Source organism: Cryobacterium tepidiphilum (genome assembly GCF_003716325.1).
GTDB classification, from domain to species: domain Bacteria; phylum Actinomycetota; class Actinomycetes; order Actinomycetales; family Microbacteriaceae; genus Cryobacterium; species Cryobacterium tepidiphilum.
This window is the reverse complement of sequence record NZ_RDSR01000006.1, coordinates 45,440-65,730: the sequence shown is the minus strand read 5'-3', so window position 1 is coordinate 65,730 and position 20,291 is coordinate 45,440. Positions and strand designations below refer to the sequence as shown.

Sequence of the window (20,291 nt, the reverse complement as noted above, 5' to 3'; positions counted from 1 at the left end):
GTCGGGGTGAACGGACGGTGAACAGCGCACGACAATCACGCTCCGTCGGAGGATGACCAATCGCCGGTGGCCAGGTAGCGCACCTTCTTCGCGATGGAGACGGCGTGGTCGGCGAAGCGCTCGTGGTAGCGGCTGGCGAGGGTGGCGTCGACGGTGTCGGATGCCTCGCCCTTCCAGCTCGCGCCGAGTACCTCGGCGAAGACCCCGGCGTGCAACTCGTCGACGCGGTCGTCCTCGGTGCGGATGGCCTCGGCCAGGTCCACGTCCTGGGTGCGGAGCAGGTCCGCCAGCTTGCGGGCGATCTCGACGTCGAGCCGGCCCATCTCGGTGAACGTCGGGCGCAGGCTCGCCGGCACGACCTTCTCGGGGAACCGGTAGCGGGCCAGCTGGGCGATGTGCTCGGCGAGGTCGCCCATCCGCTCGAGGGAGGCGCTGATGCGCAGGGTGCTGACAACGATCCTCAGGTCGCGAGCCACCGGCTGCTGCCGGGCCAGGATCTCGATGGCGAGTTCGTCGAGCGCGAGTGCGAGCGTGTCGATGCGGTCGTCGTCGGCAATGACCTCGTCGGCCAGTCGCACGTCGGATTCGTTGAACGCCGTCGTGGCGTTCTCGATCGAGATGACCACGAGTTCGGCGATCTCGACGAGCCGGTCCTGCACCTCGCGCAGCTCCTGCTGAAATACGTCACGCATGGCGTGGTCCTTCCTGGTGGGGGCAGAGCGGATGTGAACCGCCGTGTGCCTCATGATTCCGGGCGAAGGTTAACGGCTGGTGTCGTGGGCCTGAACTCTGGGCGAAACCGCGACCAGCGGTGCGAGCGCCTGCCGCATGCTCAGTACTCTGGGGCTATGGATTCCCTGTGGTTGGTGCTGCTGCCGCTGGCGCTGGGGCTCTTCGTCGGCGCGGTGGTCGTCGTCCTCGTGCACGTTGCCGCCGAGCGCGGGTCGGAAGCGGCCCGGCTCGCGGGAAATGTCCTCCCTCCCGGCGTCGCGCAGGTGCTGGAGGCGCTGGCATCCGCTGCCGTGGTGATCGACCCGTCGAACACCGTGCGGAAGGCGTCTCCCGCGGCGCTGTCGATGGGGTTGGTGCGGAACGACGCCCTCGTGCACGCACAGCTGCGGGACCTCGTCGACGGCGTGCGCGGGAGCGGGGAACCGGTGACGACGGACCTCGACTTGGCCCGGGGGCCGTTCGGTGACACGCAGCTCCACCTGCGCGTCACGGTGTCCCGCGTCGGGCGGCGCGACATCCTGCTCGTCGCGGAGGACCACACCGAGTCGCACCGGCTGGAAGAGGTGCGCCGGGACTTCCTGGCCAACGTCAGCCATGAGCTGAAGACGCCGATCAGCGCCATCGGCCTCCTCGCCGAGGCCCTGGAGAGCGCCTCGGACGAACCGGAGCAGGTGCGACGTTTCGCGGAACAGCTCACGGCGGAGTCGGAACGGCTGAGCCGCATCACACGCGACATCATCGAGCTCTCCCGGCTGCAGGCGACCGGCTCGGTCACGACGGCACGGCTCGTCGGGGTGCGCGATGTGGTGGCCGCGGCGGTCGAGCGCAACCAGGTGCTCGCCGACGCAAACCGGATCGAGATCGTCGCGCGCGGCGGCAAGAAGGCCTTCGTCTACGGCGACGAGCGGCTGCTGGTCGCCGCCGTGGACAACCTCGTCTCCAACGCGGTGCGTTACTCGCCGGGCGGGTCGCAGGTCGGCATCGGGGTGCGCCGCGTGGAGGGCGTGGTGGAGATCACGGTGACCGACCAGGGTGAGGGCATCCCCGCGGCCGACCTGGACCGCGTCTTCGAACGGTTCTTCCGCGTCGACGACGCCCGGTCACGGAGCACGGGTGGAACAGGCCTCGGGCTCTCCATTGTCAAGCACGCCGTGCAGAACCACGGCGGCGACGTGCGGGCGTGGTCGAGCCCCGGCCACGGGTCCACGTTCACCATCAGGCTGCCCGAAGCCGAACCAGCCACGGCAGGGAGCGACGCATGAGCACCATCCTGTTGATCGAGGACGAGGCCGCGATCAGCGACCCCCTCGCCTTCCTCCTCGGCCGCGAAGGGTACGACGTGACCGTCGCCGCCGACGGCGCCCGCGGCCTGGCCGAATTCGACCGGATGCGCCCGGACCTCGTGCTGCTCGACCTCATGCTGCCCGGCATCCCCGGCACCGAGGTGTGCCGTGAGCTCCGCACGCGCACGTCCACGCCGATCATCATGCTCACCGCGAAGGACTCGGAGATCGACATCGTGGTCGGGCTGGAACTCGGCGCCGACGACTATGTGACCAAGCCGTACTCGAGCCGGGAACTGCTGGCACGCATCCGGGCGGTGCTGCGCCGGCGGGGCGATGCCGAGTCCGTCGACGCGGGGATCCTTGAGGTCGGCCCGGTGCGCATGGATGTCGAGAGCCATACGGTGACCGTGCGCGGCACGGAGGTCAGCATGCCGCTCAAGGAGTTCGAGCTTCTCGAGTTCCTGCTGCGCAACCCCGGGCGGGTGCTCACGCGCGCACAGCTGATCGACCGGGTCTGGGGAAGCGACTACGTCGGCGACACCAAGACGCTTGACGTGCACATCAAGCGCATCCGCTCACGCATCGAAGCCGACCCGGCCCGGCCGGCCCTGCTGGTGACCGTGCGCGGCGTCGGCTACCGGCTCAACCAGTGAGCCCGGGCGTCACTCCCACTCGATGGTTCCCGGCGGCTTCGACGTGACGTCGAGCACCACACGGTTGACCTCGGCGACCTCGTTGGTGATGCGGTTCGAGATCTTCGCCAGCAGGTCGTAGGGCAGCCGCGTCCAGTCCGCCGTCATGGCGTCTTCGGACGAGACCGGGCGCAGCACGATGGGGTGGCCGTAGGTGCGGCTGTCGCCCTGCACGCCCACCGAACGTACGTCGGCCAGGAGCACCACCGGGCACTGCCAGATGTCGCGGTCGAGGCCCGCGGCGGAGAGCTCCTCGCGCACGATCGCGTCGGCCTGGCGCAGCAGGTCGAGGCGGTCCTGCGTGATCTCGCCGACGATGCGGATGCCGAGGCCGGGTCCGGGGAACGGCTGTCGCTGCACGATCTCCTCGGGAAGGCCCAGCTGGGAGCCGATGGCGCGCACCTCGTCTTTGAACAGGGTGCGTAGCGGCTCGACGAGTTCGAACTGCAGGTCTTCGGGCAGGCCGCCGACGTTGTGGTGGCTCTTGATGTTGGCGGTGCCGCTGCCGCCGCCGGACTCGACGACGTCGGGGTAGAGGGTGCCCTGCACGAGGAAGCGGATCTCTCCGCCCTCGGACTTCGCCTCGAGCACCAGGTCGGCGGCCGCCTGCTCGAAGCTGCGGATGAACTCCCGCCCGATGATCTTGCGCTTCTGCTCCGGGTCGCTGACACCGGCGAGCGCGTCGAGGAACTGCGCGCGGGCGTCGATCGTGACCAGGCGCACACCCGTGGCCTTCACGTAGTCCTCTTCGACCTGCCTGCGCTCGTCCTGGCGGAGCAGGCCGTGGTCGACGAAGACGCAGACGAGCTGGTCGCCGACGGCCTTGTGCACGAGCGCGGCCGCCACGGCGGAGTCGACACCGCCGGACAGCCCGCAGATGACCCTGCCGTCGCCCACCTGGGCGCGGATGCGCTCCACCTGGTCGGCGATCACGTTGCCGCTGTTCCAGTCGGCGGGGATGCCGGCGGCGCGGTGCAGGAAGTTCTCCAGCACGTGCTGGCCGTGCTCGGAGTGCTTGACCTCCGGGTGCCACTGCACGCCGTAGAGGCGGCGCTCGTCGTTGGCGAAGGCGGCCACGGGGGTGGAGGAGGTGGAGGCCAGGACGGTGAAGCCGTCCGGCGCCTGCGCCACCGAGTCGCCGTGGCTCATCCACACCGTCTGGTCGGCCGGCTGGCCGGAGAGCAGCGCGTTGCCGGCATCCGTCACCGACACCGGGGTCGAGCCGTACTCGCGGGCGCCCGTGCGGGCCACCTGCCCGCCGAGGGTGCTGGCCATCACCTGGAAGCCGTAGCAGATGCCGAGAACGGGCACGCCGAGGTCGAAGATGCCGGCGTCGAGCTGCGGGGCGCCCTCCTCGTAGACGCTGGACGGTCCGCCGGAGAGCACGATGCCGACGGGGTTCTTCGCGGCGATCTCGGCGGCCGTGACCGAGAACGGCACGATCTCCGAGTAGACGGATGCCTCGCGCACCCGCCGGGCGATCAGCTGCGCGTATTGCGCGCCGAAGTCCACCACCAGCACCGGGCGCTGCGTGAGCTCGTCACCCGCGGGCTGGGCGGCCGGGTCGCCGGTGGTCTGGTCGACGCCGAGTGAGTCCGTTCCGGTGACCGCGTCGGTGCTCATCGCAGTGCTCCCGTCGCCGGGGCATCCGCTGCCGATTCTGTCTGCTCGCGGGCGGCCAGGTAAGCCCTGACCTCGCGGGCGATACGCGCCTCGACGAAGAACGACAGGGTCGGGATCACGCCGCCCAGCGCGATGAGAATGAAGCGGGAGAACGGCCAGCGCATCAGGCTCCACAGCCGGAAGTCACTGAACAGGTAGAGCACGTAGAACCAGCCGTGGGCGATCAGGATGCCGGTGCTGAGGTTGACCGCCGTGACGGTGTCGTTCGGCACGAACGCCAGGAAGCCGGCGGGTCCACCGAGCTCGAGTTCGTGGTGGAAGCCGTACTTGATCACCATCTCCGCGCAGAGCAGCAGCAGGAGCACACCGGTGATGATCGACGCGACCTGGTACAGCCGGAGCGCGCCGGGGATGCGCGGAAGATCGGCGGATTTGGGTTCGAGGGGCATGCCTCAAGTTTACGTGCCCGGCGGGGGTGCCGAAGCCGGGGAGCGTTGTCCCTCGCGCAGTGCCACTTCCTCTTCCTCGCGCTCGAGTGCGTCCTTCACGAGCCGGTACCAGAGGAAGACGGCGAACCCGGCGAACACCGCCCACTCGGCCGCGTAGAAGATGTTCAGCCAGTTGAGCGTGAACGGTTCCTCGGGCGGCGGGGAAGAAATCGTCTCGAGGCCCGCCGGGGCGGAATCGGCGACGACATAGCCGAGGTAGACGTCGGGGCTGCCGGTGGGCGTCCACAGGTTGATGAGCGCGGCGACCGAGAGGGTGCTCATGCTGTGCGGGTCCGCGCCGTCGGCCGGCACGACGGGTGCTTCGCTGGGGAGGAAGCGGCCGGTCACGGTGACGGATGCCGCGGCATCCGCCTCGAGGGTCGCCATGGCGGCCTCGGCGTCGGCCCGCTCCTTGGCCCAGCCACGGGCGACGGGGATGCTCGCGGTGTCGGTCACGAGGTGACTGACCACCCAGAAGCCCTCGTCGCCGTGGTTGACGCGGCCCTGCACGAGCTGCTCATCGCCCGGAACATACCGGCCGGTCACGGTCACCTTCTGCCCGATGGCCGTGTCGTGGACATCGTTGCCGGGGGCGAGCACAGTCGAGAGCGGCACGACGTGCTCCGTCTGGCGCTCGACCACGGCACCGGAGGCGAGGGCGCGCTCGAGCTGCCACTGGCCGAGCAGGGCGAACCCGGCCGCGATGGCCAGGGCGAGGAGGAGCGCGAGCACCCAGCGCGGGCGCAACATCATGCGGATCACGAGTAGTCGCTGGTCCGTTCTTCGGGCTCAGCGGGACGTGAGCCCGCTTGCTCGGTCATGCGCCGCATGGCCACGCGAGTGGCCTCCTCGCGCGAGGGCGTGGCCGACGGTGTCGTGTCGATCGCGTCGACGAGGTTGATCTCCTCGTCGAGCATCGGGTCGCGAGGTGCGCGCGGGGTGGCCGCGGGGCGCTTGCGCCTGCGGAGCGAGGCGCCGATCCGCTCGGAGTTTGCCGCGAAGAGGGGCCCGAGGATGGCCATCACGAGCACGTAGAGGCCGGCGAACGGCTGGAGCCGGTGGTCGAGGCCGGCGCCGACCGACAGCGTGGCGAGGATCAGGGTGAACTCGCCGCGGTTCACCAGGATGCCGGCGGCGTTGATGCCGCCGACGACGCCCATCTTGTTGATCAGGGCCAGGAGGATGCCGGAGAGGAGGTTGAGCGCGAAGGTCATCACCACGGCGATCAGCACGATGACGCCGACCGAGCCGAACTCCCCCGCATTCAGGGCGAGGCCGAAGTTGAGGAAGAAGAAGGCCGCGAAGATGTCGCGCAACGGCACGGCGACGCGTTCGATCCGCCCGCGGTAGGTGCTCGCTCCGAGGACCACTCCGACGAGGAACGCTCCGATGGCGTCGGTGACCCCGATGATCTCGCCCACGCCCGCGAACAGCACGGCGAGGCCGAAGAAGAGGATGGTGAAGAGCTCGTCGTCCTTGGTGCGCATGACACGGGACACCCAGCGGGCGCCCCAGCGCGCGACGGCGAACATGACGACGAGAAAGAGGAACGCGATCGACAACTGCAGCACGATCGGCCAGACCTCGGTCTTTCCGCTCAGCACCACCGACACGATGGCGAGGTAGATCGCGATGAAGATGTCGCCGACGACCGTGACTCCCAGGATCATGGGGGTCTCGGTGTTGGCGAGGCGGCGCAGCTCGATGAGCAGCTTGGTGATGATCGCGCTGGAGGACGTTCCCGTCATGCCGGCGATGACGAGGGCTTCCCGGGTTCCCCAGCCCACCATGATGCCGAAAGCGAATCCGATGCCCATGTTGAGCAACACATAGGAGCCGCCCGAGACCAGGAGCTTCGTGGCGTCGCCGAAGAAGGCCTCCTGGTCGAACTCGAGACCGAGGCTGAACAGCAGCAGGATGAGGCCGAAGATCGCGATTAGCTCGATGTCGGCTGCTTCGAAGTTGAGCGGGAACCAGCCGGTGTGCGGGCTCGCGAGTAGCCCGACGATCATGTAGATCGGGATGGACGGGAGCCCGATGAGCTTGCCGATTCGGCCGCCGACGTAGGCGACGACCAGCAGGATTCCTAGGGTGATGAGGTCTTCGCCGGGCTGCATTGTTATCCCCCGGGCGGCGCGTCGACCGGCTTCGCCTTCACTTCACCGGTTCGGAAGAACGAGAAGGCCTTCGCCACCTTCTCCGGGGAGCCGGCGACGACGAGTGTGTCGCCGGGGAACACCTTGAAGTCGGGTGCGGGGGCGGGGTTCGCGGACTCCCCGCGCACGACCGCGACGACCGTGAGGCCGGCGATGCCGCGCTCGGCGGGGTTGCCGAGCGGCTGGCCGGCGATGTGGTCCTCGTAGTCCACGCTGAACCAGTCGATGGAGAGGCCCGGGATCTGGTCGAGGGCGGTGAGCGACTCGGTGATCTGGGTGCCGCCGAGCAGCTCGGCCAGCGTGTGCGCCTCGTCTTCGTTCAGCCGCAGCGACACCTTGTTGGCGTCGGGGCCGCCCTCGTCGTCGGCGAAGGTGATGAGGTCGCTGTGCCCGGAGCGGTGGGCGATCACGCCAACTTTGCCGCCGTCATCCGTCACGAACGTGTGGAGAACCCCCACACCGGGGAGTTTGACCCGCCGAACGTCAACCATTGCTAAGACTCCTGGGTGCTGAGGGAAGTCTCCCCAGTCTACCGGAGCCGTCTGAGCGCGCCCGTTTCGGCGGACCGCACCCGCTCGAGCGGTAGCGCCAGGCCGCTCAGGTAGCGTGGGCCACGGATTCTGTCCTCCACAGGGCGCTCGTCGCCCGATTCACGCACGTTTTCCGTCCGCTTGCGCTGGAAGCCCGACCCCAGGGGGAACCTCGTGGGCATGCAGACGACCACAGCACTCGATGTTCTCCGCACCCTTGCCGGCGCAAGCGGCTTGATCCTCGCCAGGGAGGCGCGACGGGTCTGCCTCGAACGCGAATTGAGGACCGAGATGGAGCGCGGGAATGTCATCCGCTTGCGACGCGGCGCGTACGTGGCGGCCGCCGAGTGGCAGCTGCTCTCGCCGGGTGCCAGGCGGTTGCTGGCGGTGCGCGCGCATGCGGCGGCCGCCGACGAGCAGCCCGTCTTCTCCCACTTCTCGGCGGCGGCGGTGTGGGGTTTGCCGTCCTTCAACACCTGGCCGACCAACATCCATGTGGCGACGGAAGCGGCCCTCGGTGGTCGCTCCAGTTCCGGAGTGAGCCGCCACCCGCAGCAGGCGCCCCTGGACGTGGTGCAACGTGACGGGGTGCTCGTGGCCTCCGTGGCGGCCACAGCGGTCGCGCTCGCCCGCGTCCTCCCGTTTGCCGAAGCCGTTGCCGTGCTCGATGCGGCCATGCACGTGCCGAGGGTCGGTCAGCCCCTCACCGCCCGACCTCAGCTGGAGGGTGAGCTCGCGCGGCTGGGACGCCGACCTGGCTGCGCCGCGGCTCGGCGAGCGGTGGAGTTCGCGACACATCTGGCCGGCTCACCGGGCGAATCGGTCAGCCGGGCGAACATGTTCCTGCTGGGCTTCCAGCTGCCGGAACTGCAGGTGCCTTTCTTCGACGCACGCGGCCTCATCGGCTACGTCGATTTCTTCTGGCGGAGCATCAATCGGATCGGCGAATTCGACGGCTTCGGCAAGTACGTGCGTGAGGAGTTCACCCAGGGGCGCACCACGGCACAGGTGATGATGGATGAAAAGGAGCGCGAGGACCGGCTGCGCGCGTGCGGGCCGATGGTCTGCCGCTGGGGATGGAGTACAGCGATCGCGCTGCCGATCCTCGGCGGCTTCCTGGCGCGAAACGGCGTTCCGAGGGCCGCGTGACGACGGCACCCACTGCGCCGTGACCACGTTTCAGCGAAACGCTGCCGCTGGAGCGGGCGCGGCTCGCCGAAACGTGGTCAGAGCCGGGAAATGTGGTCAGGGGCGGCGCCGGCTAGGAGGACGTGACGATGTCGGGGGCCTCCAGGCGCACCCGATCGGCCGACTCGTCGTCGGGCTCCTGCTGCGACGCGCGTTCCGCGGCGACACGCTTGAGGTACACCGCCACCTCGTGCTCCTCACGCTCGGCGTCCCAGCCGAGCACCCGGGCCATAAGCTTCGCGGCGACGGGAGCCGCGGAGACGCCGCGGTCCCAGGCCTCGATCGAGATGCGGGTGCGACGCGCGAGCACGTCCTCGAGGTGCATGGCGCCCTCGTGGCTGGCGGCGTACACCACTTCTGCCCCCAGGTAGTCGTCCGCGCCCGGCAGCGGCTCGGCCAGCGACCGGTCCTCGCGGATCAGCTCCAGCAGGTCGTCGGTCATGGTGCCGTACCGGTTCAGCAGGTGTTCGATGCGCACCCGGTGCAGGCCGACCATCGCCGCGGTCTTGCTGCGCTTGTTCCAGGCCGCCTGGTATCCCTCGGCGCCGAGGATCGGGATGTCCTCGGTGGTCGACGCGGGGATCTTGCCGTCGAGGGCGTCGACGGCCGCGTCGATCGCATCCTTCGCCATCACGCGGTACGTGGTCCACTTGCCACCGGCGATCACCACGAGACCCGGCACGGAGTGGCCGACCAAGTGCTCCCGCGACAGCTTGGAGGTCTGCTCCGACTCGCCGGCGAGCAGCGGGCGGAGCCCCGCGTACACGCCCTCGACGTCTTCCCGGGTGAGCGGCACGGCGAGCACCGAGTTGACGTGCTCGAGCAGGTAGTCGATGTCGGCAGCGGTCGCCGCGGGGTGCGCCTTGTCCAGGTGCCAGTCGGTGTCGGTGGTGCCGACCAGCCAGTGCCGGCCCCACGGGATCACGAACAGCACGCTCTTTTCGGTGCGGAGCAGCAGCCCCATCGCCGACTGGAACCGGTCGCGCGGCACCACCAGGTGGATGCCCTTAGAGGCGCGCACCTTGAAGGTGCCGCGCTCCCCCACCATCCGCTGGGTGTCGTCGGTCCACACGCCGGTCGCGTTCACGACCTGCTTGGCACGCACCTCGAAGTGCTCGTCGGTTTGCAGGTCGTGCGCCTTGACGCCCACGACCCGCTCCCCCACCTTGATGAACCCCTCGACGCGCACCCGGCTCGCGGCGTAGGCGCCGTACGAGGCGGCGGTGCGCACGAGGGAGGCGACGTAGCGCGCGTCGTCGACCTGCGCGTCGTAGTAGGTGATGCCACCCACGAACGCATCGTTCGCGAGGCTGGGGATGAGCCGCTGCACCTGGTGCTTGGATAGATGCCGGTGGTGCGGCACCCCGGGCGGGCGGCCGCCGGTGTAGGAGAAGATGTCGTACAGCAGCATGCCGGCGCCGATGTAGAACCGTTCGAAGATGCGCTTCTTCAGCGGGTAGAGGAACCGCACGGGCTTCACGAGGTGCGGGGCGAGGCGCTGCAGCAGCAGGCCGCGTTCGATGAGGGCCTCGCGCACCAGGCGGAAATCGAGTTGTTCCAGGTAGCGGATGCCGCCGTGCACGAGTTTCGAGGAGCGGCTGGAGGTTCCGGAGGCCCAGTCCCGGGCCTCCAGGATCCCGACGTTCAGCCCGCGGGTGACGGCGTCGAGCGCGGCGCCCGCGCCGACGATGCCGCCGCCGACGACGAGGATGTCGAGTTCCTGCTCCTTGAGCTGGGAGATGGCCGCCTTGCGCTCCTCCGGCCCCAGCTTGCCGGACCGTACGTCTGCGTTGATGCTGCTCATGCCCACTCCCATCTCGAGGATGTGATGTCCTGATATGAAGCTAACTAGTTGGTCCGGTACGGCGCAACAACCACTTCCACCCGCTGGAATTCCTTCAGATCCGAGTAGCCGGTGGTCGCCATCGACCGGCGGAGGGCGCCGACCAGGTTGGCGGTCCCGTCGGCGACCGGGGACGGGCCGTAGAGGATCTCCTCAAGCGGGGCGACGCTGCCGACCTCGACGCGCGCGCCGCGCGGCAGCTGCGAGTGGTGCGCCTCGGCACCCCAGTGGTACCCGCCGCCCGGGGCATCCGTTGCGCGGGCCAGCGTCGTGCCGAGCATCACGGCGTCGGCGCCGCAGGCGATCGCCTTCACGATGTCGCCGGAGCTGCCGAGGCCGCCGTCGGCGATGACATGCACGTACCGACCGCCGGACTCGTCCATGTAGTCCCGGCGCGCGCCCGCGACATCCGCCACCGCGGTGGCCATGGGGGCGTGGATGCCGAGCGACTTGCGGGTCGTCGACGCGGCGCCGCCGCCGAAGCCCACGAGCACGCCGGCCGCGCCGGTGCGCATGAGGTGCAGGGCGGCGGTGTACGTGGCCGCGCCGCCGACGATCACCGGAACGTCGAGCTCGTAGATGAACTTCTTGAGGTTCAGCGGCTCCTGGTTCTTGGAGACGTGCTCGGCCGACACGGTGGTGCCGCGGATGACGAACAGGTCGACGCCGGCCGCGACGACCGTCTCGTAGAGCTCCTGGGTGCGCTGCGGCGACAGCGCGCCGGCGACGGTGACGCCGGCGGCGCGGATCTCGGCCAGGCGCGCGGTGACGAGCTCGGGCTGGATCGGGGCGGCGTAGAGCTCTTGCATGCGGGCCGTCGCCTGGGCGTCGGGCAGCCCGCGGATCTCGGCGAGCTGCGGCTCCGGGTTCTCGTAGCGCGTCCACAGGCCTTCGAGGTCGAGCACCCCGAGCCCGCCGAGCTTGCCCATCATGATGGCTGTCGTCGGCGAGACGACCGAGTCCATGGGTGCGGCGAGGAACGGGACCTCGAACTGGTAGGCGTCGATGGTCCAGGAGACCGACACGTCCTCCGGGTCCCGGGTGCGACGGCTGGGGACGATCGCGATGTCGTCGAAGGCGTACACGCGGCGGGCGCGCTTGGAGCGGCCGATCTCAATCTCCATGCCCACCAGTCTAGGTGCAGGCGCCGACGCCCCTTCAGCGCGCCCTCCGCCTCCCTCTCCTAGCCCGTCAGCGGCATCCGTTCGCCACCTTCCCCCCTGGCACCCGAGCGTTATTCAGGAACGGAGTGTGTCGCTGCCCCACCCGCGGCACTGCCCCCGCCGACACGCCGAGCGGCGCTGAATTCGGAGCAGGGCCTGGGGCGATCGGGCGCCGGGGCGGGGGCACTCGACCCGCCGCGGCGGATGCGGCACGATGAAAGGCATGGACACGCAGCCGCTCGACCGTCTCCGCACCCGCACCAGCATCAAGTGGCGCGCCTACCCCGACGACGTCCTGCCGTTGTTCATCGCCGAGCTCGACTTCCCGCTCGCCGAGCCGATCGCGCGCGCCCTGCATGACGCGATCGACCGCTCCGACACCGGCTACGCCTTCCCGTCCCGGCGCCTCGGCGAGGCGTTCGCGGCCTTCGCGTCGGCGCGGTGGGGCTGGAGCGTCGATCCGGGCCAGGTGGCAAGCACCACGGATGTAAGCGTGGCGATCGTCGAGAGCCTGCGGCAGGTCATCTCCCCCGGCGACGGCGTCGTGATCAATCCGCCCATCTACCCGCCGTTCTTCGACCTGGTTCCCGAGGCCGGCGGCGTCGTCGTCGAGGTGCCCCTTGTCCGCTCAGAAACCACCGGGCACACAACGGATGCCGGTGGCTGGTCGCTCGACCTGCCCGGGCTGGAGGCCGCGTTCGCCGCCGGGGCACGCGCCTACCTGCTCTGCAACCCGCACAACCCGCTCGGGCATCCGCACAGCGCGGAAGACCTCACGGCCGTCGTCGAGCTCGCCGCCCGCTACGACGTGACAGTCGTGAGCGACGAGGTGCACGCGCCGCTCACCCACAGCGACGGGCACTTCACGCCCTACCTGTCGGTTCCCGGGGCGGCGGAGCGCGGCATCTGCGTCACCTCGGCGAGCAAGGGCTGGAACCTCGCCGGGCTCAAGTGCGCGCTCATGGTCACGGCGTCCGAGCGGATGCGCGAGCGCATCACGACACTGCCGGAGGAGGTCGCCCTCCGCAGCAGCCAGTTCGGCCTCATCGCGAACATCGCCGCGTACGAGCAGGGCGCGCCATGGCTCGACGAGGTCGTCGCCGCGCTGCAGCGCAACCGGGCGTTCCTTTCCGAGCTGCTGCGGGATCGGCTCCCCGACGTGGGCTACGCGCAACCGCACGCGAGCTACCTGGCCTGGCTCGACCTCCGGGCCCTGGGCTGGGGCGACGACCCGTCCGTTGTGGCCGAGGCGCGTGCAAAGGTCGCCTTGAGTCCCGGTCCCGCCTTCGGCAGCGTCGGCCGCGGCTTCGCCCGCCTCAACTTCGGCTGCTCGCCCGAGGTGCTCACCGAGGCGGTCACCCGCCTCGCCGCCGCCCGCTGACGCCTCCGCCCGCGAGTGCGCGCTTTTCGTCGCCTCAACCGCGCAGCACGCGGCAGAAACTCCGCACCCGCGGTAGGGGGTAGGGGCCAGGGGGCAGCGGGGTGGGGGTCAGCGCTTGTAGTTGGGCGCCTCGACCACGATCTGCACGTCGTGCGGGTGCGATTCCTTGAGCCCGGCGGGCGTGATGCGCACGAACTTGCCGTTCTGCTTGAGGTCCTTCATGGTGCGCGCGCCCACGTAGAACATGGACTGCCGGAGGCCGCCGATGAGCTGGTAGACGACCGCCGCGACGGGGCCGCGGTACGGAACCTGGCCCTCGATGCCCTCGGGGATGAGCTTGTCGTCGGACGGCACGTCCGACTGGAAGTAGCGGTCCTTCGAGTACGACGTCTTGCTGCCGCGGGTCTGCAGCGCGCCGAGCGAGCCCATGCCGCGGTAGGTCTTGAACTGCTTGCCGTTGACGAACACGAGCTCTCCCGGGCTCTCGTCGCATCCGGCCAGGAGCGACCCGAGCATGACGGTGTCGGCACCGGCGACGATCGCCTTGGCGATGTCACCCGAGTACTGCAGACCGCCGTCGGCGATGACCGGGATGCCGGCCTCGCGCGCGGCAAGGGACGCCTCGTAGACGGCGGTGATCTGAGGCACGCCGACCCCGGCGACGATGCGGGTCGTGCAGATCGAGCCCGGGCCAACGCCCACCTTGATCGCGTCGGCCCCGGCCTCGACGAGCGCCTGGGCGCCGGAGCGGGTGGCCACGTTGCCGCCGATGACGTCGACGCCGGCGAACGCCGGGTCTTTCTTCAGGCGGCGGATGATGTCGAGCACGCCGGCGCTGTCGCCGTTCGCGGTGTCGACCACGAGCACGTCCACGCCCGCCTCGAGCAGCGCGGTGGCGCGCTGCCACGCGTCACCGAAGAAGCCGATCGCAGCGCCGACACGGAGCCGGCCGCCGTCGTCCTTGGTCGCGTTGGGGTGTTCCTCGGACTTGTCGAAGTCCTTCACGGTGATGAGTCCCGTGAGGCGCCCGGCATCGTCGACGAGCGGGAGCTTCTCGATCTTGTGCTTCGCGAAGATGGCCACGGCATCCGTCGGCGCCATGCCGACTTTGCCGGTGATCAGCGGCGCCTTCGTCATGGCCTCCCGCACCCGCATGGTGTGCTTGTCGGTCTCGGAGACGAAGCGCATGTCACGGTTGGTGATGATGCCCACGAGGATGCCGTCGTTGTCGACGACAGGCAGCCCGCTGACGCGGAACTGGCGGCAGAGAGCATCGACTTCACCGACCGTGGCGTCGGGAGAGATCGTCACCGGGTTCGTGATCATCCCGGACTCGCTGCGCTTGACGATGTCGACCTGCTCGGCCTGGTCGCCGATGGAGAGGTTGCGGTGCAGCACCCCGAGGCCGCCCTGGCGGGCCATGGCGATGGCCATGCGGGTCTCGGTCACGGTGTCCATCGCGCTGGAGAGCAGCGGGGTGGCGACGCTGATGCGGCGGGTGAGGCGCGAGACGGTGTCCGCTTCGCTCGGGATGACGTCGGTGTGGCCCGGGAGGAGCAGCACATCGTCATAGGTGAGTCCGGTGAAGCCGAACGGATCTGGCTGATCCATGTCTCCCCTTCATGCGCCGGCCGGCGCTCAAGATCGCGGTGCGAGGAAAATCGCTGGGATACCCAATGTTAAGCGATCGAACCTGTGCCTCATTCCCACGGGCCGCGCCCCGATCGGCGGCCTTTCGTCGACCGCGCACCGCGCGTAGCGTGAAGGCATGGCTGACGGCACAGAAACACTGGGTTCCCGGGGCGACGACCCCGACAACAGCGCGTCGAAGGACCCCGAGCAGTGGACGACCGGCGATGAGCCGATGACGGGCGCCCAGCGAAGCTACCTCGACACCCTCGCGCGCGAGGCCGGGGAGGAGATCTCCGCCGACCTCACGAAGGCGCAGGCGTCGGAGGAGATCGATCGCCTGCAGAAGAAGACCGGCCGGGGCGAGTGACTCAGCGGGTGGTCGCGGCCACCTCGTCGAGAAACTGCGCGAGATTGCCGGTTGCGTACCGGTAGACCGGGAGGCGCCCGGCCGTGATGTCGCCGTTGGCGTCGAAGTCCACGGGGCCGGAAACGCCCTGGTAGTCGATGTCCGCGCCGTCTTTCACGAGGGCGGCACACGAGGCGAAGCCGGTGCAGGCGGTGCCGCCTTGCGAGACGCCGCGGAGGTTGTCGCGGATGGTGGTGCCATCGGTGGCGCCACCCTGCAGGGCGGCGAGCGCTACGAGCGTGGTCGCATCGTATGCTTCGGCCGCGTAGCTGAAGATCGTCAGCTCGGTTGATCCCTGCGAGGCGGCCAGGTCCTGCAGCCGCGCCTGGAACGTCTCGTCGGGGATGACGCCCGGGTAGGTGAACCGGGCGCCGGCGATGTCGACGTCGTGTTCGTGCTTGTCGACCACCCCGTAGTTCCCATCCACCCCGTAGAGGGTGTTGAAGTCGAAGCCTGACGCGGCCAGTTGCTTCGCGATCGGCTCGATCTCGGTGAACGACACCACGACGAGCGCGTCGGGCTTCGGCGCCAGGGCGGCGCGCACCAGTTCGGTGACGTCTTTCACTCCCGGTTTGAACGCCTGTTCGCCGACCACGTCCACGCCGCGGGCCCGAAGGCCCGTCGTGATGGCCGAGTCGAGGAGGAGCCCGTACTCGCCCTTCATGTACAGGATCGATACGCGTGTGCCCCCGTCGGCTGCGATCTGGTTGGCGAGCGCGCGGCCCTGTAGCAGGTTGGACGGAGCGGTGCGCCAGTAGTAGCCGTGGTCGGGGACGGTGGAGAAGTCCGTGGCCGTGTTCGACGCCGAGACCTGCACGACTCCGGCGGCGGCGAGCGGTTCGACGATCGCCCGGGACACGTCGTTCGAGACCGCGCCGATGACGGCGGAGACGTGGTCGGCGATCAGGGCGCTGGCCGATTCGGCGGCGACCCCGTCGCCCGCGTCCCCGGAGTCGGTGTGCTCCACTGTGGTGAACAGGCCAGCGGCGGCGTTGTTGATGTCCTGCACGGCGAGGTCGACGCCCGCGACCTGTGGGGGCCCGAGGGCGGCGAGCGTCCCGGTCTCGGGAAGGATGGTGCCGATGTTCAGCAGGAGGTCGCCGGGGGCCGGAGACGTGACCGGGGCCGTTGCGGCGTCACCGCGGGAGCATCCGCTGAGCCCCGCAGCCAGCGCCACGACCAGCAGCACGCCGCACACGGGCCGGGAGCGCCCGCTCACGGGCCCCCTGCTGTGCCCCCTCATGGCGCCCCTTCCGCTGGGATCCGCTTCGATCCGCCGCGATCCGGGAGAGAGCCGTGCCGCCCGGGTCATAGCGACGCGCAGGATCGTAGCACGATGCGGGGTGAGCCTGCTGGGGTTCGGGGCGGCGGAGGCGCGCCGGGCGCGGCGCATGCGTTCAGATGATCGGCAGGCCCAGCCCCCGCTCGCGCGCCCGCGACATCAGCAGCGCCCCGCAGACGACGTCCTGCAGGGCGAGCCCCTGCGACTCGAACACCGTGATGTCCTCCGCCGAGCCGCGACCGGGGATCCGCCCGGTCAGCAGCTGGCCGACCGTCCCGGCCGAGTCGACGTCCCAGTCGTTGGCGGCGAAGTCGCCGCAGTCCGCGCGGGCGACCTCCCGGTCGTCGACGAGGATGAGCGAGGCGCGCTCGAGCACGTCCCGGTCGATCTCGCGCTTGGTGAGCACGTTCGAGCCCACCGCGTTCACATGGGTGCCGGGGCGCAGCCAGGCGCCGTGCAGCACCGGCTCAGACGAACCGGTCGCGGTGACGATGATGTCGGCAACGGATGCCGCGGCCTCCGGCTCGCCCGCGACGACCTCCAGGTCGAGCTCGGCGCTCATCCTCTCGATGAACGCGTCGCGCTTCGCCACGCTCCGCCCGACGACCCGCACCGTTCGAAGGTGCGGCATGGCGCCTACGAGCGAGCGCACCTGGCTCTCGGCCTGGTAGCCGGTGCCGAAGATCGTCAGGGCCTCCGACTCGGGCCTTGCCATCGCGACCGTGGCGACGGCCGTCGCCGCGCCGGTGCGGATCTGGCCGAGCCGGTCCGCCTTCATCATCGACAGGAGCTCTCCGGTCTCCATCGAGTACAGCAGCAGGGTCAGCACGGCGCCCTGGGTGACGTCGGTGCGCACGACCGGATAGGACTTCACGCCCATCACGCCCTCGGTCGGGGCGAGGGCCCACATCACGTTCAGGATCGCCGTGCCGGATTGGGACCGGCGACGGGGAGCGTTCGTCGCCGAGCCGTCGGCCAGGAGCCGGAACGAGCGTTCGACGCAGTCGAAAGCGTCCGCCGTGGTGAGGTGTGTGCCGACGAATTCGTCGTCGAGGTAGACGGTCACCGTGCCACCTCAGACCGACGCGCCCGCGTCGATGGCGCGGAACGCGTCGACGACGACGTCCACCGCCTGAGCGAGGTGTTCGGGCTCGGCGTGCTCCTCGGGGGCGTGGCTGATCCCCTCCCGGCACGGCACGAACACCATCCCCGTGGGCACCTGCTTGGCGATGTGGGCCGAGTCGTGGCTGGCCCCGCTCGCCATGCTGATGAACGAGAGTTCCTGCCGTGTCGCCGCGGCCGCGAGGACGTTCTGCACGCTGCCGTGCAGCACGACGGGCGATTGGTCCGACAGCTGCCGGGCGGTCACCTGGATTTCCCGGCCCGACGCGATCCGCAGCGCGTCGTCGAGGAGGGTCTCGGTCAGCTCGCGTTGACGCTCGGAGTCGATGTCGCGCACGTCGAGGCCGAGCACGACGCGGCCGGGCACCGTCGTGAGCGACCCCGGCTGCACCTCGAGGGTGCCGACGGTGGCGACGGTCGTCGCGTGGCGCTGCGCCCGGCGCTCGACCGCGCCGATGAACTCGCCGGCCGCGGCGAGCGCGTCGCGCCGCAGCCACATGGGGGTCGCGCCGGAATGGTCCGCGCGCCCCTCGAAGGTCAGCTCGACGCGCGTGCTGCCGCCGATCGTGTGCACCACACCGAGCTGGCGGTCCCTGGCCTCGAGAACGCGACCCTGCTCGATATGGATCTCAACGAAGCAGGCCACGGCGGCCGGGTCCCACCGGGCTAGGTGCGTGGCCTCCGGTTTCAGGCCGACGCTGCGGGCGGCATCCCACGCCGTTACGTCGTCCCTGTCGGTCAGTTGCCTGAGCGTGTCCTCGGAGAACGCGCCTGTCATCAGCCGGCTGCCGATGCACGGGGCGCCGAAGCGGGCCCCCTCCTCGCCGGCGAACGCGACGACCCGGAACGGATGCCGCAGGCCCCCGTCCTCGGCGAGGATGCGGGCGATCTCGACGGCGGCGACGACGCCGGCTGCGCCGTCGAAGTTGCCGCCCTGGTAGACGGAGTCGAGGTGCGAGCCGCTCATCAGGTACGGCAGGTCCTCACTTCCGGGCAGCACCCCGAACGAGTTCCCCACCGAGTCGGTCGAGGTCTGCAGCCCGTATCCGTCGAGCCAGCCTCGGAATGCGGCGTGCGCCCGTCGTTCGGGCTCGGTGTAGACCAGCCGCGAGAAGCCGCCGCGTGGGTCGTCGCCGATCCGCGACAGTTCCTCCAGGTGGGCGGCGATTCGGCCGGCATCGGCGCGGGTCATGAGACTCCCTCTGGTAGCAGCACTGATGAGCGGAACAGCGGATCGTAGTCGAGGCCCGCCTTGGCGAACTCGGCTGCGGCGCCACGGTCGCAGTCGACGACGCTGACGACGAGGCCCACCTCCACGCCGGCGGCGCGGAGCTCCTCGACGGCACGCAGGGCGCGTTGTCCCGTGACGACGACGTCTTCGATCAGGACGACGATCTCACCCGGATGCAGTCCGCCCTCGACCGCTCGGCCGCGCCGTTTGTCGCCCTGTCCGCTGCGCACGATGGCGAGCGGCAACCCACTCTCGAGCGACACGGCGGTGCCGATCGCGACGGCGCCGAGCGTCGGCGCGGCCACCCGGTCGGTGCCGGCCGGAATGCGGGCCGCGAGGAATCGCGCGATGCGCCGCAGGATCGTCGGCCGGGCGACCATGAGGTACTTCTCGAAGAAATAGGGCTGCTCGACGCCGCTCTCGAGCTGTACGGCACCGCGTTGGAAGGAGGCACGGAGGATGTCCTGCTGCAGTTCGGCGAGCGTCTCGACGTCGCTCAGCCGCACCCGGTTCTCGTCGTAGAACTTGAGTTCCTTGCTCACCGACACCTCGTTGGCTGGATCGGCCATGTGTTCACCCTCTCGAAAACAACTCGGCGGCGGGAATTCCCGCGGCCAGACCGAACGCCAGCCGGAGCCTGGCCTTGACCGCCGACAACGTGCCTGCACTGTGCAGCCCGGCGGCGAGCAGGTGCACCTCGGAGCCGACACCGCCGTAGGTGTGGTCGAGCACCTGTGGGTCCGCGCACCGGCTGGCCAGCACGACCGGCAGGCCACCGTCGGCCGCCCGGACGAGCGACTCGGCCAGGGGCGGGGCGACGTGGCCGCCGCCCGTGCCTGCGACCACGAGTCCGTCGATGCGATCGGTGATCGCATCGACGACCATGCCGTCCGCACCCGCGACTCCCCAGAGCAGCTCGACGCGCTTGTCGGGCGCGGCGATGCGGCTCAGCCGCTCGCCGGCAGGGGGCGGACCGACGAACGGCACCGCGCGATCCTCGACCACATGGCCGACGGGACCGGTCGCGGGCGACGTGAAGGCGGCGACCCGCGCGCTGTGCGTCTTGGTCACCCACCGGGCGAGGTGGATCTCGTCCTGGAAGACGGCGACGGGGCCGTAGGCCGCGAACTCCGGGTTGCGTGCGACCGCGATCGCGCCGGCCAGATTCGCCGGCCCGTCGGCACCGGGAGAACCGGGAACGCGCATGGCACCGGTCACGACGACCGGCACCGGGGTGTCGAGGAGGAGGGCGAGGGCGTAGACGGTCTCCTCGAGGGTGTCGGTGCCGTGGGTGACGACCACGCCCTGCGCTCCGCCTTCGATCTCCTCGCGCACGGCCGTTGCCAGGTCCCACATGTTCTGCAGGGTGACCGCGCGACTGGATACCTTCAGCACGTCACGCGAGCTGATCTCGAGGTTCCCGCCGTCGTGGGCGACGCCGCCGGCGAGCTGGTCCGCGCCGAGGGTCGGCAGGGCGCCCTGCGGCCCCGCGTTCGTCGAGATGGTGCCGCCCATCGCGAGCAGGCTGATGCGCAT

The 20,291-nt window shown here is 70.0% G+C and carries 19 protein-coding genes; 5 read left to right on the top strand and 14 right to left on the bottom strand.

All coding sequences use genetic code 11. From position 1 onward, the window contains the following. Positions 1–35: 35 nt before the first annotated feature. Positions 36–692, bottom strand: a complete 657-nt coding sequence (phoU, locus tag EEJ31_RS05335; protein ID WP_123045262.1) for a phosphate signaling complex protein PhoU — start codon at positions 690–692, stop codon at positions 36–38. Positions 693–848: 156 nt separating this feature from the next. Between phoU and EEJ31_RS05330 the strand changes: the two genes are divergently transcribed. Next, positions 849–1,994 carry a sensor histidine kinase gene (locus EEJ31_RS05330; protein WP_123045261.1) on the top strand — a complete coding sequence of 382 codons (1,146 nt, stop codon included), beginning with the start codon at positions 849–851 and terminating at the stop codon, positions 1,992–1,994. Further along, on the top strand, positions 1,991–2,671 hold the full coding sequence (locus EEJ31_RS05325; RefSeq protein WP_123045260.1) for a response regulator transcription factor: 681 nt from the start codon (positions 1,991–1,993) through the stop codon (positions 2,669–2,671). Before EEJ31_RS05330 ends, EEJ31_RS05325 begins: the two co-directional genes overlap by 4 nt. 9 nt (positions 2,672–2,680) lie before the next feature. Here the strand turns inward: EEJ31_RS05325 and guaA are convergent, their stop codons facing one another. Genes guaA through EEJ31_RS05300 form a run of 5 tightly spaced genes read right to left on the bottom strand, consistent with a single transcriptional unit; the run spans position 2,681 to position 7,435 of the window. Continuing rightward, the gene (guaA, locus tag EEJ31_RS05320) at positions 2,681–4,333 is read right to left on the bottom strand and encodes a glutamine-hydrolyzing GMP synthase (protein ID WP_123045259.1); all 1,653 of its coding nucleotides are present in this window, start codon (positions 4,331–4,333) and stop codon (positions 2,681–2,683) included. After that, positions 4,330–4,782, bottom strand: coding sequence for a DUF3817 domain-containing protein (locus EEJ31_RS05315; RefSeq protein WP_123045258.1), 453 nt, complete (start codon positions 4,780–4,782; stop codon positions 4,330–4,332). Before EEJ31_RS05315 ends, guaA begins: the two co-directional genes overlap by 4 nt. Before the next feature lie 9 nt (positions 4,783–4,791). Further along, positions 4,792–5,574, bottom strand: a complete 783-nt coding sequence (locus EEJ31_RS05310; protein ID WP_233563750.1) for an SURF1 family protein — start codon at positions 5,572–5,574, stop codon at positions 4,792–4,794. A gap of 5 nt (positions 5,575–5,579) precedes the next feature. Continuing rightward, positions 5,580–6,938, bottom strand: a complete 1,359-nt coding sequence (locus tag EEJ31_RS05305; protein ID WP_123045257.1) for a cation:proton antiporter — start codon at positions 6,936–6,938, stop codon at positions 5,580–5,582. Positions 6,939–6,940: 2 nt separating this feature from the next. Then, positions 6,941–7,435 carry a cation:proton antiporter regulatory subunit gene (locus EEJ31_RS05300; RefSeq protein WP_233563742.1) on the bottom strand — a complete coding sequence of 165 codons (495 nt, stop codon included), beginning with the start codon at positions 7,433–7,435 and terminating at the stop codon, positions 6,941–6,943. 252 nt (positions 7,436–7,687) lie between these two features. On the opposite strand from EEJ31_RS05300, the gene EEJ31_RS05290 reads away from it, so the two are divergent. Then, positions 7,688–8,656: a hypothetical protein gene (locus EEJ31_RS05290; protein ID WP_148040133.1), complete on the top strand. Its 969-nt coding sequence runs from the start codon at positions 7,688–7,690 to the stop codon at positions 8,654–8,656. Between the two features lie 112 nt (positions 8,657–8,768). Here EEJ31_RS05290 and EEJ31_RS05285 read toward each other — a convergent pair whose 3' ends face one another. Together EEJ31_RS05285 and EEJ31_RS05280 are read right to left on the bottom strand one after the other, a co-directional pair. After that, a complete protein-coding gene (locus EEJ31_RS05285) occupies positions 8,769–10,499 on the bottom strand; it encodes a glycerol-3-phosphate dehydrogenase/oxidase (RefSeq protein WP_123045253.1) in 1,731 nt (576 codons plus the stop codon). 44 nt (positions 10,500–10,543) lie between these two features. Then, the gene (locus tag EEJ31_RS05280; RefSeq protein ID WP_123045252.1) at positions 10,544–11,662 is read right to left on the bottom strand and encodes a GuaB3 family IMP dehydrogenase-related protein; all 1,119 of its coding nucleotides are present in this window, start codon (positions 11,660–11,662) and stop codon (positions 10,544–10,546) included. 262 nt (positions 11,663–11,924) lie between these two features. On the opposite strand from EEJ31_RS05280, the gene EEJ31_RS05275 reads away from it, so the two are divergent. Beyond that, positions 11,925–13,082 carry a MalY/PatB family protein gene (locus tag EEJ31_RS05275; RefSeq protein ID WP_123045251.1) on the top strand — a complete coding sequence of 386 codons (1,158 nt, stop codon included), beginning with the start codon at positions 11,925–11,927 and terminating at the stop codon, positions 13,080–13,082. Positions 13,083–13,190: 108 nt separating this feature from the next. On the opposite strand, the gene guaB is transcribed toward EEJ31_RS05275, so the two are convergent. Next, positions 13,191–14,693 carry an IMP dehydrogenase gene (gene guaB, locus EEJ31_RS05270; protein ID WP_123045250.1) on the bottom strand — a complete coding sequence of 501 codons (1,503 nt, stop codon included), beginning with the start codon at positions 14,691–14,693 and terminating at the stop codon, positions 13,191–13,193. A gap of 157 nt (positions 14,694–14,850) precedes the next feature. Here guaB and EEJ31_RS05265 point away from each other — a divergent pair, with 157 nt between their 5' ends. Further along, positions 14,851–15,081: a DUF3072 domain-containing protein gene (locus EEJ31_RS05265; RefSeq protein ID WP_123045249.1), complete on the top strand. Its 231-nt coding sequence runs from the start codon at positions 14,851–14,853 to the stop codon at positions 15,079–15,081. A gap of 1 nt (position 15,082) precedes the next feature. Here EEJ31_RS05265 and EEJ31_RS05260 read toward each other — a convergent pair whose 3' ends face one another. From EEJ31_RS05260 to EEJ31_RS05240, 5 genes are all read right to left on the bottom strand, one after another. Continuing rightward, positions 15,083–16,339, bottom strand: a complete 1,257-nt coding sequence (locus tag EEJ31_RS05260) for an ABC transporter substrate-binding protein (protein ID WP_233563741.1) — start codon at positions 16,337–16,339, stop codon at positions 15,083–15,085. Between the two features lie 178 nt (positions 16,340–16,517). Next, positions 16,518–17,468 (bottom strand): ornithine cyclodeaminase family protein, encoded by a 951-nt coding sequence (locus EEJ31_RS05255; protein ID WP_123045247.1) that lies wholly within the window; start codon positions 17,466–17,468, stop codon positions 16,518–16,520. 9 nt (positions 17,469–17,477) lie between these two features. After that, positions 17,478–18,716 (bottom strand): Zn-dependent hydrolase, encoded by a 1,239-nt coding sequence (locus EEJ31_RS05250; RefSeq protein WP_123045246.1) that lies wholly within the window; start codon positions 18,714–18,716, stop codon positions 17,478–17,480. Beyond that, positions 18,713–19,324, bottom strand: a complete 612-nt coding sequence (locus EEJ31_RS05245; protein ID WP_158603907.1) for an orotate phosphoribosyltransferase — start codon at positions 19,322–19,324, stop codon at positions 18,713–18,715. Before EEJ31_RS05245 ends, EEJ31_RS05250 begins: the two co-directional genes overlap by 4 nt. Positions 19,325–19,328: 4 nt before the next feature. Continuing rightward, positions 19,329–20,291 carry an asparaginase gene (locus EEJ31_RS05240; protein WP_148040132.1) on the bottom strand — a complete coding sequence of 321 codons (963 nt, stop codon included), beginning with the start codon at positions 20,289–20,291 and terminating at the stop codon, positions 19,329–19,331.